Annotated in this window: 13 protein-coding genes; all 13 read left to right on the top strand. The window is 65.5% G+C overall.

Annotated features, from left to right (window positions below; genetic code table 11):
- Positions 1–69: 69 nt before the first annotated feature.
- The 13 genes from mreB (at position 70) to yqeK (ending at position 13222) form a co-directional block, all read left to right on the top strand.
- Positions 70–1101 carry a rod shape-determining protein gene (gene mreB / locus BN3789_RS07345; RefSeq protein WP_066832225.1) on the top strand — a complete coding sequence of 344 codons (1032 nt, stop codon included), beginning with the start codon at positions 70–72 and terminating at the stop codon, positions 1099–1101.
- Positions 1102–1190: 89 nt separating this feature from the next.
- A complete protein-coding gene (mreC, locus tag BN3789_RS07340; protein WP_079989173.1) occupies positions 1191–2141 on the top strand; it encodes a rod shape-determining protein MreC in 951 nt (316 codons plus the stop codon).
- Between the two features lie 12 nt (positions 2142–2153).
- Positions 2154–2708 (top strand): hypothetical protein, encoded by a 555-nt coding sequence (locus BN3789_RS07335; protein ID WP_066832224.1) that lies wholly within the window; start codon positions 2154–2156, stop codon positions 2706–2708.
- Between the two features lie 12 nt (positions 2709–2720).
- The gene (mrdA, locus tag BN3789_RS07330; RefSeq protein ID WP_066832222.1) at positions 2721–4778 is read left to right on the top strand and encodes a penicillin-binding protein 2; all 2058 of its coding nucleotides are present in this window, start codon (positions 2721–2723) and stop codon (positions 4776–4778) included.
- A 16-nt stretch (positions 4779–4794) separates the two neighbouring features.
- Positions 4795–5991: an FtsW/RodA/SpoVE family cell cycle protein gene (locus BN3789_RS07325; protein WP_066832221.1), complete on the top strand. Its 1197-nt coding sequence runs from the start codon at positions 4795–4797 to the stop codon at positions 5989–5991.
- 20 nt (positions 5992–6011) lie between these two features.
- Positions 6012–6944: a hypothetical protein gene (locus tag BN3789_RS07320; RefSeq protein WP_066832219.1), complete on the top strand. Its 933-nt coding sequence runs from the start codon at positions 6012–6014 to the stop codon at positions 6942–6944.
- Entirely contained in the window at positions 6941–8818 is a 1878-nt protein-coding gene (locus BN3789_RS07315) for a TIGR03960 family B12-binding radical SAM protein (protein WP_066832216.1), read from the top strand. The genes BN3789_RS07320 and BN3789_RS07315 overlap by 4 nt, the downstream gene beginning before the upstream one ends.
- Complete coding sequence (locus BN3789_RS07310; protein WP_066832213.1) at positions 8815–9633, top strand: TIGR03936 family radical SAM-associated protein; 819 nt, start codon at positions 8815–8817, stop codon at positions 9631–9633. Before BN3789_RS07315 ends, BN3789_RS07310 begins: the two co-directional genes overlap by 4 nt.
- Positions 9634–9731: 98 nt before the next feature.
- Entirely contained in the window at positions 9732–10085 is a 354-nt protein-coding gene (gene rplU, locus BN3789_RS07305; RefSeq protein WP_066832210.1) for a 50S ribosomal protein L21, read from the top strand.
- 35 nt (positions 10086–10120) lie between these two features.
- On the top strand, positions 10121–10381 hold the full coding sequence (gene rpmA, locus BN3789_RS07300; RefSeq protein WP_066832207.1) for a 50S ribosomal protein L27: 261 nt from the start codon (positions 10121–10123) through the stop codon (positions 10379–10381).
- A gap of 141 nt (positions 10382–10522) precedes the next feature.
- Complete coding sequence (gene obgE / locus BN3789_RS07295) at positions 10523–11890, top strand: GTPase ObgE (protein ID WP_066832203.1); 1368 nt, start codon at positions 10523–10525, stop codon at positions 11888–11890.
- 4 nt (positions 11891–11894) lie between these two features.
- Positions 11895–12587, top strand: coding sequence for a nicotinate-nucleotide adenylyltransferase (nadD, locus tag BN3789_RS07290; RefSeq protein ID WP_066832201.1), 693 nt, complete (start codon positions 11895–11897; stop codon positions 12585–12587).
- Positions 12588–12604: 17 nt separating this feature from the next.
- Positions 12605–13222, top strand: a complete 618-nt coding sequence (yqeK, locus tag BN3789_RS07285; protein ID WP_066832198.1) for a bis(5'-nucleosyl)-tetraphosphatase (symmetrical) YqeK — start codon at positions 12605–12607, stop codon at positions 13220–13222.
- Positions 13223–13236 lie beyond the last annotated feature (14 nt).

Here is a 13236-nt window from a genome sequence, read left to right as displayed (position 1 = left end):
ACTTCATACAACGTGTGCCACGGCACTGCACGTACCACAAGACCTACAGGAGCGGTTTTGTTTTCTTTGATGGACATGTTATTTGGTCAGTACGGGGGAGACCTCGCTATTGACCTGGGCACGGCCAACACGCTGGTATCCGTGCGCGGCAAGGGCATCGTCATCCGCGAGCCGTCCGTCGTCGCCATCGATAAAAACGACGAGCGCATCTTGGCCGTCGGCATCGACGCCAAGCGCATGCTCGGCCGCACGCCGGGCAATATCGTCGCCGTCAGACCCCTGAAGGACGGCGTCATCGCCGACTTCGACGTGACCGAGGCCATGCTGCGCTACTTCATCGACAAGGCGAGCGAGAAGCGCTATCCCTGGACGCCCCGTCCGCGCGTCGTCGTGTGCGTGCCGTCCGGCGTGACGAGCGTCGAGAAGCGCGCGGTCTTCGAGGCCACGATCTCGGCCGGCGCGCGCCAGGCATACCTCATCGAGGAGCCGATGGCAGCAGCCATCGGCGCCGACCTGCCCGTCGAAGAGCCCACCGGCTCCATGGTCGTGGACATCGGCGGCGGCACGACCGAGGTCGCCGTGATCGCCATGGGCGGCATCGTCGTGTCCCAGTCCATCCGCATCGCGGGCGACGAGTTCGACCAGGCGATCCTGTCCCACGTCCGCGACGCCTACAATCTCGCCATCGGCGAGCGCACGGCCGAGGATATCAAGATCAAGGTCGGTTCCGCCGTGCCGCTCAAAGACGAGCTCGACGTCGAGGTCAACGGTCGCGACGTCATCTCCGGTCTTCCCAAGACGGTGCGCATCGAGAGCGAGGAGATCCGCCGCGCCCTCAACAAGCCGCTCGACGAGATGACCAAGGCGGTCAAGGAGGCGCTCGACGCCACGCCGCCCGACCTGGCAAGCGACCTCATGTACTACGGCATCTTGCTGACCGGCGGCGGTGCGCTGCTGCGCGGTCTCGACGTTCGCCTGCGCGATGAGACCGGCGTCGCCGTCAACGTGAGCCCGACTGCCCTCGACAACGTCGTGAACGGTTGCGCGCGCGTGCTTGAGGCCAACGCGTTCGATGGCGGATTTGTTCAGAGCAACGCTTAACGTCGGAAGGTTGACTTCGTTTGCCCCGTACTCAGAAGTACCCATCATCCCATTTGAATACAAAGAAGCAATCAACGGGACTCGCCCCGTTGATTGTTTTTTGCGTGCTGTCGGTCCTGCTGCTCACGTTCTACATCCGTGAGGGAGAGGCGGGGCCCATCCACGCCGTCCGCTCCGGCGTCGTCACCGCCACGAGCCCCGTGCGCTACGTCGGCTCAGTCGTCGCCTCCCCGTTCAACGCCCTCGGCAACATCTTCTCCAACCTCACGGCGTCGCAGGAGACCCTAAGCGACCTCAAGCAGCAGAACGCCGAGCTGACCGGGCAGGTCGCCCAGCTTGCGGAGGCCAAGGAGACCGCCGAGCGGCTCGAGGGCCTGCTCGGCCTGCAGTCGACCTACAACCTGCAGTCTACCGCGGCGCGCATCATCGGCGGCTCTTCCGACGCGTGGTCGCAGACCGTCACCATCGACAAGGGCTCTCTCGACGGCTTTGAGATCGGCATGCCCGTCTGCAACGCCTACGGCGTCATCGGCCAGATCACCGAGGTCGCGCTGTCTTCCTCCACGGTCCTGCTCATCAACGACGAGACGTCCGGCGTGTCCGCCATGGTCCAGAGCTCTCGGGCTCAGGGTATGCTGCGCGGCCAGGCCGACGGCAGCCTGCGGCTCGAATACGTCTCGACCGACTACGACGTCCAGGTGGGCGACATCGTCATCACCTCCGGACTCGGCGGCGTCTTCCCCAAGGGCCTGCCTTTGGGCACCGTCTCCTCGGTCGAGCGGCGCGACAACGACGTGTACTACGACATCGTCGTGCGCACGAGCGCATCGACCGAGAACAACGAGGAGGTGCTCGTCATCACCGCGTTGTCCGACGACCAGCGCGCCACCGACGAGGATATCGCCGCCGCCAACGACATCGACAGCGTTCAGACGAGCACGGGCGATGGTGATTCTCAGGAGTCCGACCAGACAGGGGAAGATGGCTCCACAGACGGGCAAGATAGCTCAGATACCACGGACGAATCGACTGAAGAGTAGGGAGGCGCGACGATGCAACTGAGAGAATCTTCCTATTCGCCCTCGCGCTATCGCGCCCTCGCCGTCGTGGCCGTCCTTCTGCAGATCGCCCTCGCCCCGCAGATCAGCATTGCGGGCGGCACCGTCAACTTCATGCTGGCGCTCGCCATCGTGCTCTCGCTCACCTTCGAGCCGCACAGCGCCGTGTTCATCGGGTTCTTCTCCGGCCTGTTTTTCGACCTGACCTCGTCGGCTCCCGTGGGCCTCATGTCCTTGCTGCTGACGGTCACGAGCTTCGGCGTATCCTCCGCGGCGCATGGCGCCCTCGGCGGCTTCACGCGCGAATCGGTGCGCTTCGCCGTCATCGCGATCATGGCCGTCAACCTTCTCTACGGGCTCTGCCTGTTTCTCATGGGCGTGCAGACCGATTTGATCTGGGCGCTCTTCGGGCACGGGATCGCCTCGACCGTGCTCGACGCCCTCGTCGCCGTGCTCTTTCTCATGGCGAGCGGATCCGGGTCCTCCCAGCGCGGGTTCTCGGCCCGCACGCGTCCCGGCCGCAGCACGCGCTACAAGGTACTGAAGTAAGGAGACCTCGCGATGGATGCGCAGATCGTTGTCATCATCGCCGGAATCATCCTCTTCGTCGTGATCATCGCATCGCTGCTGTATCTGAGGAGCGCCGGCGGCAAATTCACCTATGACACCCAGCACGGCACGCGCCCGCGCGCCACGGAAGGGGAGGGCAACACCCAGGGAACGGCGTTCAAGGGCCGTTTCACCATGCTCGCCGCGGGAGCGGGCGCGATCTTCACCGCTATCATCGCCAAGCTGTGGAGCATGCAGATGGTCTCCTCGGATTACTACGAGGAGCTCGCCGTCCAGAACCAGACCCGAACCGTCACCACGCCCGCCCCGCGCGGGCGCATCCTCGACCGCAACGGGGAGCCGCTGGTCACGAACCGCGCGAGCCTGACGGTCGCCGCCTACCGCGACCTTGCCGACGATACCGTCTTGGTCCGTCACCTCGCCAACGTCCTCGGCATGCCCTACATCGCGGTGCGCCGCAACATCCAGGATTACAACCAGGGGGCGCAGAGCCTGCACACCATCGCCTCCGACGTGCGCCGCTCCACGGTCGCCTACATCCAGGAGCATCCAGCGGATTTCGCCGGCGTCGAGGTCGTCGAGCGTACCGAGCGCCTGTACCCCCACGGCGAGCTCGCCGCGCACGTGCTCGGCTACACGGGCACTATCACGCAAGAGCAGCTGTCCGCGCAGCAGGAGGCGCAGGAGGCCGGCGAGGAGTCCCCCGGGACCATCACCTACGAATCGGGCGATATCGTCGGCCAAGCGGGCGTCGAGATCCAGTACGAGAGTCTTCTGCAGGGCATCCGAGGCGAGCAGACCGTCCAGGTCGACGCCTCGGGCAACGTGACCGGCTCCACCGGCGCCGTGCCCCCCGAGCCCGGCAGCGACATCAAGCTCACCCTCGACCTCAAGATCCAGCAGGCGTGCGAGGACGGCCTCCAGCACGCCATGGAGATGGCCAAGCAGTTCGGGAACGAGAACGGTACCCGCGGCGCCTGCGTGTGCCTCGACTGCACGAACGGCGAGATCCTCGGCATGGCGAGCGCGCCCAAGTTCGACCCGTCCGTCTTCATCGGCGGCGTGTCCAATGACGACTGGAGCGCGCTCAACAGCGACGACGGCGGCCACCCCATGATCAATCGCGCCATCGCCGGCGAGTACATGTCCGCATCGACCATCAAGCCCTTCTCCTCGCTCGCCGCGCTGGAGTACGACATCTTCACCTCGACGCAGACGACCGACTGCGTGGGCTGGTGGACCGGCATGGGCGAGGGCAACGGCCGCTGGTGCTGGGACCACTCGGGCCACGGCACCATCAACCTGCGCAACGGCATCGTCATGTCGTGCGACACGGTGTTCTACGAGATCGGCAAGGGCTTCTACTACTCCGAGAACAACTCCGAGGGCTTGCAGGAGGTGTTTCGCCGCTGGGGCTTCGGAGAGTCGACGGGCGTCGACCTGCCCGGCGAGAGCTCCGGGCGCGTCCCCGATGCGCAGTGGAAGTACGACTACTTCTCCAACTGGGAGGATGCCGACCGCACCTGGAACCCCGGAGACATGTGCAACATCGTCATCGGCCAGGGCGACATCCTCGTGACGCCCCTGCAGATCGCCTGCGCCTACGCGGGCATCGCCAACGGAGGCAAGGAGTTCGTGCCGCATGTGTTCCTGTCCGCCGTCAGCCGCGACGGCTCGGGAGACGCGGTGACCTACGAGCCCAGGGAGCGCCTGACGGGCGAGTTCCGCCAGCAGTCCGATCTCGACCTCGTGCAAGACGGCCTTGTCGGCGTCATCTACGAGGAGTCCGCGTCCCAGGCCTCCCACTTCACGAACCTGAGCGTGACGGTCGCGGGAAAGTCGGGCACTGGCCAGAAGACCGGTGAGGACGACTACGGCTGGTTTGTCGCCTATGCGCCTGCCGGCAACCCGAAATACGTCGTCGCCTGCCTCGTCGAGCAGGGCGGCTTCGGCTCCAACTCCTCGCTGTACGGCGTCCGCGACGTGCTCGGCGCCATATACGACCAGCCCGATACGGCGGCCGCCACCGCCGGCGACGGCTCACGCTAACGAGTAAGGAGGGACTATGGCTCAGGCTGCCACCTCAACCGAATCCCTGAAGCGCGTGAACAAGTCGCTGACGGCGACCCGCGGCTCGTTTCAGCGCTCCATCAACATCCCCGTGCTACTTTCCGCGATCGCCCTGATCGCCTACGGAGCGGTCGTCATCTGGACCGCCTCGCTCACCATCGCCGACGCGTCCTTCTCGCGTCATCTGCTCGGCATCGGCTTGGGAGCCATCCTCGGCATCATATGCTGGAAGTTCGATTTCAGGGGGTTTGCGAACCTTTCGACCGCGCTGCTCGTCCTCGACATCGCGATCATCTTCTCTCCCTATATCCCCGGCCTGTCCTATAACGCCATGGGCATGACCGGATGGATTCAGATCCCGTTCATCGGGCTCACGTTCCAGCCCGTCGAGCTCGCGAAGATCCTCACGGTGTTCATCATCTCGGCGCTCGGTGCGCAGTACAACGGCCAGATCGACTCGGTGCGCGAGTACGTCAAGCTCTGCGGCATGCTCGCGGTGCCCTTCGGCTGCATCCTGCTTGCCGGCGACCTCGGCAGCGGACTCGTGGTGTTCTTCTCGGGTGCCGTCGTCATCATGATGAGCGGTCCCAAGAAGGAATGGGTCCTGTCGACCATAGCCATCCTCATCGGTCTGGTCGCGCTGCTCCTCGCCGCGGACTCTGTGGTCGACAGCATCTTCGGCCGCGACATGCTGCTGAAGCAGTACCAGATGAACCGCCTGCTCGTCTTCATCGACCCCACCGCCGACACTTCCGGCGCCGGCTACAACCTCATGCAGTCCCTCATCGCGGTCGGCTCCGGCGGCTTTTTCGGCAAGGGCATCGGCGCGGCCTCGCAGGCGGGCGAGGGCTTCTTGCCCGAAGCGCACACCGACTTCGTGTTCGCGCTGCTCTCCGAGGAGTTCGGCTTCGCGGGCGCGCTCATCCTGCTCGCCCTGTTCGCGGTCCTCATCTTCTCCACTATCCGCGTCGCCTATCGCACCGATTCGCTATTCTTGAAGCTGGCCGCCGTCGGCATCGTGGGTATCTGGCTGTTCCAGATCCTCGAGAACATCGGCATGTGCATCGGCCTGATGCCCATCACCGGCATCCCGCTGCCGTTCATCAGCTTTGGCTCGAGCTCCATGCTCATGCAGATGGCCAACGTCGGCATCGTCCAGTCCATTTGGCGTACCCGCTCAAAGGCCGCCTAGACCAATAAGGAGGTTTAAGCATGCACCTTCCCATCAATCGAATCGGAGAGGCGCTCAAGATGGGGGTGTCGACCCTGCGTGATTCCGATGAGCCGGTGCGCGTATCGGTTTTCGTCGACGACACGGCGACGCCGTTTCTGATCGATACGATCCGCGAGGCCTTCGTTCCCCAGACGACGTCCGCCATCGTGCGCGTCTCCAGGCTTTCCGCCGGCTCCACGTCCGTCAAGTCCGACACGGACATCTCCATCGTGCTGACGTGCGGTTCGGCCGATCTGCAGGCTGCGGTCCAGGCGATCGTGGTCGCGGGCGCGCCGACCGTCGTGGTGTGCGAGTCCAGCGTCGAGGCGCCTTTCATCCAGGCCGACACGCCCATGCTCGGCATGATCGCGTCCACGAACAAGACGCATCTGCTCGAGACGCTCGCGCGCTGGATCCTCGACCGCACCGAGAAGATGACGGCGTTCGCCTCCAATTTCGCGTTCATGCGCGTCGCCGCGTCCAACCGCATCATCACCTCCTGCGCCCTGACGAACCTCGCCACCGGCGCGCTCGTCTTCATTCCCGGTGCCGACTATCCGGTCATGACGCTCGCCCAGATCGGCATGCTGCTGGACCTCGCCTCCGTGTTCGGAAAGCCGCTGCGCATCGAGCGCGCCTACGAGGTCGCGGGCGTCCTCGGGTCCGGGCTCATCCTGCGCGCCGCCGCGCGCGCGGCGACCAAGCAGGTGCCGCGCATGGGCTTTGTCGTCAAGGGCCTTGTCGCCGCGGGAGGCACCGTCGCCATCGGCCGCGCGCTCATGGCGGTCTACGAGCACGATGTCGACTACACGCCCGTCAACGACCTCATGGGCAAGATCGTCAGCGGCGCGCGCAGCGTCGTTTCGGGGGTCGCTGGAACGGGTGCGGATGCATCCGACATCGATACCGACTGGAATCCGGAGGTCGCGTGAGAACACCGTACGAGAACCGCTTCCCTGAGCTCGAGCCCCTGCTCGCGCGCGTGGAGAAGCCGAGCCGCTATATCGATCACGAGTGGGGTACGCGCTCGTCTGCCGAGGCGGACTACCGCGTCTGCCTCGTGTATCCCGACGTCTACGAGGTCGGCCTGCCCAACCAGGGCATCGCGATCCTGTACGCCGTCCTGAACGAGCAGGAGGGCATCTCCTGCGAGCGCGGATACGTTCCCTGGATCGACATGGCGGACGCCATGCGCGAGGCCGGCGTGCCGCTGCTGTCCCTCGAGGGCGCGGCGCCGCTGTCGTCGTTCGATGTCGTGGGCCTGCACCTTCCCCATGAGATGGCCTGCACGAACATGCTCGAGACGCTCGATCTTGCGGGCATCCCGCTGCACGCCGCCGACCGCGGCGAGGACGACCCGCTGGTGATCTCCGGCGGCCCTTCCGTCTACAACCCCGAGCCGCTCGCCCCCTTCATCGATGCGTTCCTGATCGGGGAGGGCGAGGAGCACATCGTCGAGGTGTGCCGCGCCCACGAGCGCCTGCGCGACGCGGGCGCCACGCGCCTCGAGATCCTGCGCGAGCTCGCCAAGATTCCCGGCACGTACGTCCCCAGCCTCTACGAGGTGCGGCACGACGAGGCCTGCACGCCGCACGGCTATACCGTCCCGCGTGCAGGGGAGGATGTTCCCGAGGTCGTCCACAAGCGCGTCGTCGCCGATTTCGGCGCCACCGACCCGGTTCCCCAATCCGTGGTCCCCTTCGCCCAGCTCGTCCACGACCGCCTGTCCATCGAGGTCCTGCGCGGCTGCGCGCGCGGCTGCCGTTTCTGCCAGGCGGGGATGACCTACCGCCCGGTGCGCGAGCGCACGCCCGACCAGATCGTCTCCGCGGTGATGCGCGGCCTGGAGAAGACCGGATACGACGAGGTGTCGCTGACCTCGCTGTCCACCACCGACCATTCGTGCTGCCCCGAGGTCCTCTCCCGCCTGAACCGTCGGCTTGCCGACACGGGCATCCGCATCTCCATACCCTCCCAGCGCCTCGACTCCTTCGGCATCGATATGGCGCTGCAGGTGGCGGGGGAGAAGAAGGGCGGCCTGACGTTCGCGCCCGAGGCGGGAAGCCAGCGCCTGCGCGACGTCATCAACAAGAACGTCACCGAGGACGACCTCGAGCGCGCGACGCGCGCGGCCTTCGAGGCCGGCTGGCGCCGCGTGAAGCTCTACTTCATGATGGGGCTTCCCGGCGAGACCGATGAGGATATCGTGGCCATCGCGGACCTCGCGGACCGCACCTATGAGATCGCCCGCGAAGTCGTTCCGCCCGCTCAGCGCGGTGGCGTTTCGGTGTCCATCTCCTGCTCGGTCTTCATCCCCAAGGCCGCCACGCCGTTCCAGTGGTGCGCGCAGACCCCCGACGACGAGGTGAAGCGCCGCCAGCAGCTGCTTCTGCGCAGCGTGCGCAACCGCGCCGTGCGCGTGCATTACCATGACGCCGACACTTCGCTGCTCGAGGCGGTCCTCTCGCGCGGCGGTCGCGATATCGCGCCGGTGATCTTGGGCGCCTGGAGGCGCGGTGCGCGCTTCGACGCCTGGACCGAGCAGTTCGACCTCTCCCGCTGGGAGGAAGCTGCTGCGGAGGCGGGCATCGACCTGCGCGAGGTGGCGACCGAGCCGTTCGATCTGGACGCCCGGCTGCCGTGGGAGCATGTGAGCCCCGGCGTCTCGCGCGGGTACCTACTCCGCGAGTATCGCAAGGCCCTCGAGGGCACGACCACGGCAGACTGCTCGCGCACGTCCTGCACGGGCTGCGGCGTCTGCCCGACCCTGCACGCAGACAACATCCTGGCAGGTGAGCGCGCATGAGCGATCCCAACGCCGCGAGTCTGTTCAGGCTTCGCACCGAATATGTCAAACGCGGGCGCCTGGCCTATCTCGGCCATCTCGAGGTGCTCCACACCCTCGAGCGCATCGTCCGGCGCGCCCAGCTGCCCTATGCGGTCACGCAGGGCTTCTCACCCCATATGCGCCTGGGGGTCACCTCGGCGCTGCCGGTGGGCACCTCGTCCGAGGCGGAGTACTTCGACCTGTTCATGACGGAGTACGTGTCGGCCGGAGAAGCGCTCGCCCGTCTGACGGCGTCGGCCCCTGCGGACCTGGCCGCGCAGCGCGCATGCTACCTCGACGTTCGCGCCCCCGCGCTGACCGCGGAGATCACGCGCGCCATGTACCGCATCGAGCTGACGCGCGCCGACGGCTTCTCATTCGACGCCGACGAGGTCCGCGCGCTTCTCGACGGCATCGTCGGGCTCGGCGAGATCCCCTATGCCCGCGGCAAGAAGCGCAAGGTGCTCGATCTTGCCGGAACGCTCGTCGGATTCACCTGCGTCGACCTCGAGGGAGGGGGCATCGAGCTTCTCCTCGACACGCGTATCAGCAACGAGGGGTCCTTGAGGCCCGAGATCCTGCTCGCGGCGCTCGATAGAAGCCTTACACCTCAGGTTAAACGTGAAGGTCCTATCGTTTCGACGGGAATCCAGGATTTGGCGGCGATTTCGCGTTATGCTATCTGCCGGACTGCCCAGTACGTTGAAGATTCTGACGGATCCCTCTTGAGTCCGATACGTACCGACGAGACACCCGCTGCTCCTCTGACCGTCTCGTCTGTGCCGTCCTTGTGAATTAGCAGGGCATATCTTGACGTGCTCTGTTGACGCGCAATACACCACCTGTTAGGATATTCGGCTGTTGCACTAACTGATGCATGAAGGGCAAAACAATGTACGCAATCGTTTCAACCGGCGGCAAGCAGTATAAGGTCGCCACCGATGATGTTCTGAACGTCGAGAAGATCGAGGGCGAGGTCGGCACCAAGATCGAGCTCCCCGTGCTCTTCCTGAACGATGGCAAGAAGATCATCACGGATCCTGCCAAGCTTGCGAAGGCTAAGGTCACTGCTGAGATCGTCGAGCAGTTCAAGGGCGAGAAGGTGCTTGTCTTCAAGTTCCACAAGCGTAAGCGCTATCGTCGCACCCAGGGCCATCGCCAGCAGCTGACCCGTATCAAGATCACGAAGGTCCAGGCCACCTCGCGCGCCAAGAAGGCTGCCGAGACCGAGGCCACGGCTGAGTAGCGCAGTCGCGAACTGTAGAAAGAAGGTAGTTCAACATGGCACACAAAAAGGGCCTTGGTTCGTCCCGTAATGGTCGTGACTCCCGCGGCCAGCGTCTTGGCTGCAAGCGTTATGCCGGCCAGGTCGTGACGTCCGGCACCATCCTCGTCCGTCAGCGCGGCACCCACATCCACCCGGGCGCCAACGTCGGTCGCGGCAAGGATGACACCCTGTTCGCTCTCGTCGACGGCACCGTCGAGTACACGCGTGGCGTCAAGCACCGCGTCAGCGTCCGTCCGACCGAGGTCACCGCGTAACCGCTGCCCTTCATTATCACGCATCTCAGGGAGGCCCTTGGACTGAGTTCCAAGGGTCTTCTTTTATCATGGTGTCAGCTTCTGCCGCGCGGGCGCGCGGCGCACCTACGCATCGATAGATCGACCCGAAAGGGGGCCGCGATGTCCCAGTTCACAGATATCTGCCGCATCAACGTCAAAGGCGGCGACGGCGGCGCCGGCTGCATGTCGTTTCGCCGAGAGGCCTATGTGCCCAAAGGGGGTCCTGACGGCGGCGACGGCGGTCGCGGCGGCAACGTCGTCATCCAGGCGGACGCGCAGCTCTCCTCGCTGATCGACTACCGCTTCAAGCACCATTTCCGTGCCGAGCGCGGCACGCACGGCCAGGGTTCTAGGCGTGACGGCAAAAACGGTGAGGACCTGATCCTCAAGGTCCCCATGGGCACCGTCGTCCGCGAGCTCGATCCCGACACGCAGGAGGTCATGTTCGACATCGCGGACCTCACGCATGACGGCGAGCGCGTCATCGTCGCTCCCGGCGGTACCGGGGGACGAGGCAACACCCATTTCGTGACGCCGACCCGGCGCGCCCCCGCGTTCGCGGAGAAGGGCGAGCCCGCCGAGGAGCACTGGATTGAGCTCGAGATGAAGCTCATGGCCGACGCGGCGCTCGTCGGCATGCCGAGCGTCGGCAAGTCATCGCTCATCGCGCGCATGAGCGCCGCCCGCCCCAAGATCGCCGACTACCCGTTCACCACGCTCGTGCCCAATCTCGGCGTCGTCCGCGCCGGCGATTACTCGTATGTCGTCGCCGACGTCCCCGGCCTGATCGAGGGCGCCGCGGAGGGCCGCGGCCTGGGGCACCAGTTCCTGCGCCATATCGAGCGCACGGCGCTCATCATGCACGTCATCGACATCGCCGGCGGCTTTGAGGACCGCGACCCCGTCGAGGACTACCGCATCATCAACAGCGAGCTAGCCGCATACGCCTCCGCGCTCGCCGAGCGCCCGCAGATCGTCGTCGCCAACAAGTGCGACATGAGCGGCATGACCGAGCGCGTCGCGCGCCTCAAGGAGGCGGTGCTGGAGGACGGCCATGAGTTCTTCGCGGTGTCGGCGCTGACCGGAGCCGGTTTGCAGACCCTTATGCTCGCCGTCGGCGAACGCGTGGCCGAGCTGCGCCGCGAGCTCGCCGAGACCGACGAGCCCACCGAGGATTTCAGCGAGCTGTGGGAGCGCAGGCGCCATCAGCGCGACCGCCAGTTCCAGGTGGTCGGCGAGGGGCCTGGAATCTGGCGCGTCATGGGCACGGGCGTCGAGCGCCTCTGCGTGCAGACTGACTGGGAGAACGAGGAGGCCGTCATCTACCTTCAGCATCGCCTCTCGCGCATCGGTGTCGACAAGGCGCTCGAGGACGCGGGCTGCGAAGCCGGAGACGAGGTGCGCATCTCGGGGTACTCCTTTGCCTACGAGGGGGCGGACGAGAGCGTCTACGAGGAGTACGAGGACGACGAGCTGGCGGGGGAGTAGCGACATGGTTCAAAGCGCTTTGCCGCGGCTGCCGGAGATGGGGGCCGACCCCGAGCGGGAGTACCGTCTCGGCATCATGGGCGGCACCTTCGACCCCATCCATTACGGGCACCTGGTCACCGCCGAGCAGGCGCGCGAGGCGCTCGCGCTCGATCTCGTGCTCTTCATGCCCGCGGGCAAGCCGGCGTTCAAGCAGGACCTCGACGTGACCGACGCCGAGGACCGCTACGCCATGACCGTGCTGGCGACCGCGGCGAACACGGCGTTCGATGCGAGTCGCTTCGAGATCGACCGGGAGGGTGTCACCTACACGATCGATACGCTTCGTGCGCTGCGCGAGCACTACCCGGCCAACGTGAAGCTGTTCTTCATCACGGGCGCCGATGCCGTGGCCGATCTCGTCACCTGGCACGATGCATCCGAGATGGCCGAACTCGCGACGTTCATCGCGGCGACTCGTCCCGGATACGATATCGATACGGCGCGCTCCCGCATATCCGCCTCGGGCGTGCCGTTCGATGTCCGCTACATCGAGATCCCGGCACTCGCCATCAGCTCATCGAACATCCGCGAGCGCGTCAGCCGCGGAAAGAGCGTGCGATATCTGACGAGCGAGTCAGTCATCGGGTATATCCGGAAAAACGGCCTGTACAATAGGCATGTCGTCGAGCGCGTCGACGGCGTGGCGAAGATGTAAGGAAAAGAGGAGGGGCCTTGTCCTCATCAGAGTTCTACGAGATCGAAGACCGCCAGGCGTATCTTGCCCGCATGCGCGAGATGCTTGACGTTCGCATGGCCGACCACCGCAAGCGCCGGAACCATTCGCTCGGCGTCGCGCGCACGGCGGCGTCCCTTGCCGAGACCTACGGTGTGGATCCGTTTCTCGCCGAGGCGGCGGGCCTTGTGCACGATTGGGACAAGGTGCTCGACGAGGCCGAACTGCTCGCGCGCGCCGCTCAGTACGGCATCGAGGTCGCCGGCTCTCCCGCCAACAGCGTCGCCCTCCTGCACGGTCCCGTCGCCGCGATCGAGCTGCCCCAGCTGTTTGGGGAGCTGCCCTCCTGCGTGTTCCAGGCGATCGCTCGGCACACCGTCGGCGCCGAGGACATGACCGACCTCGACATGGTCGTGTTCGTGGCAGACGCCATCGAGCCCATGCGCAAGGGCGCGTACGCGGAGAGGCTTCGCGCCCAGGTCGGAAAACTCGATCTTGCGCATCTGTTCTTTGAGTGCTTTGCCGGCGGTCTCGTGTATGTTATTGATACGAGGAGATATCTGTATCCGACGGCTATCACCATCTACAACCACTATGCGCTTGAATTGGCGCGCTAGAAAGGCACGGTATG

The organism is Collinsella ihumii (assembly GCF_900046475.1).
In the GTDB taxonomy this organism is placed as follows: Bacteria; Actinomycetota; Coriobacteriia; order Coriobacteriales; family Coriobacteriaceae; genus Collinsella; species Collinsella ihumii.
Note: the sequence above shows the minus strand (reverse complement) of the source record. Positions and strands in the feature narration are given on the sequence as shown.

Excerpts from the sequence above, each read along its gene's own strand:
- mreB (WP_066832225.1), top strand. The coding sequence starts at position 70 with ATGGACATGTTATTTGGTCAGTACGGGGGAGACCTCGCTATTGACCTG.
- BN3789_RS07335 (WP_066832224.1), top strand. The coding sequence starts at position 2,154 with ATGCAACTGAGAGAATCTTCCTATTCGCCCTCGCGCTATCGCGCCCTC.
- mrdA (WP_066832222.1), top strand. The coding sequence starts at position 2,721 with ATGGATGCGCAGATCGTTGTCATCATCGCCGGAATCATCCTCTTCGTC.
- BN3789_RS07325 (WP_066832221.1), top strand. The coding sequence starts at position 4,795 with ATGGCTCAGGCTGCCACCTCAACCGAATCCCTGAAGCGCGTGAACAAG.
- BN3789_RS07320 (WP_066832219.1), top strand. The coding sequence starts at position 6,012 with ATGCACCTTCCCATCAATCGAATCGGAGAGGCGCTCAAGATGGGGGTG.
- BN3789_RS07310 (WP_066832213.1), top strand. The coding sequence starts at position 8,815 with ATGAGCGATCCCAACGCCGCGAGTCTGTTCAGGCTTCGCACCGAATAT.
- rplU (WP_066832210.1), top strand. The coding sequence starts at position 9,732 with ATGTACGCAATCGTTTCAACCGGCGGCAAGCAGTATAAGGTCGCCACC.
- rpmA (WP_066832207.1), top strand. The coding sequence starts at position 10,121 with ATGGCACACAAAAAGGGCCTTGGTTCGTCCCGTAATGGTCGTGACTCC.
- obgE (WP_066832203.1), top strand. The coding sequence starts at position 10,523 with ATGTCCCAGTTCACAGATATCTGCCGCATCAACGTCAAAGGCGGCGAC.
- nadD (WP_066832201.1), top strand. The coding sequence starts at position 11,895 with ATGGTTCAAAGCGCTTTGCCGCGGCTGCCGGAGATGGGGGCCGACCCC.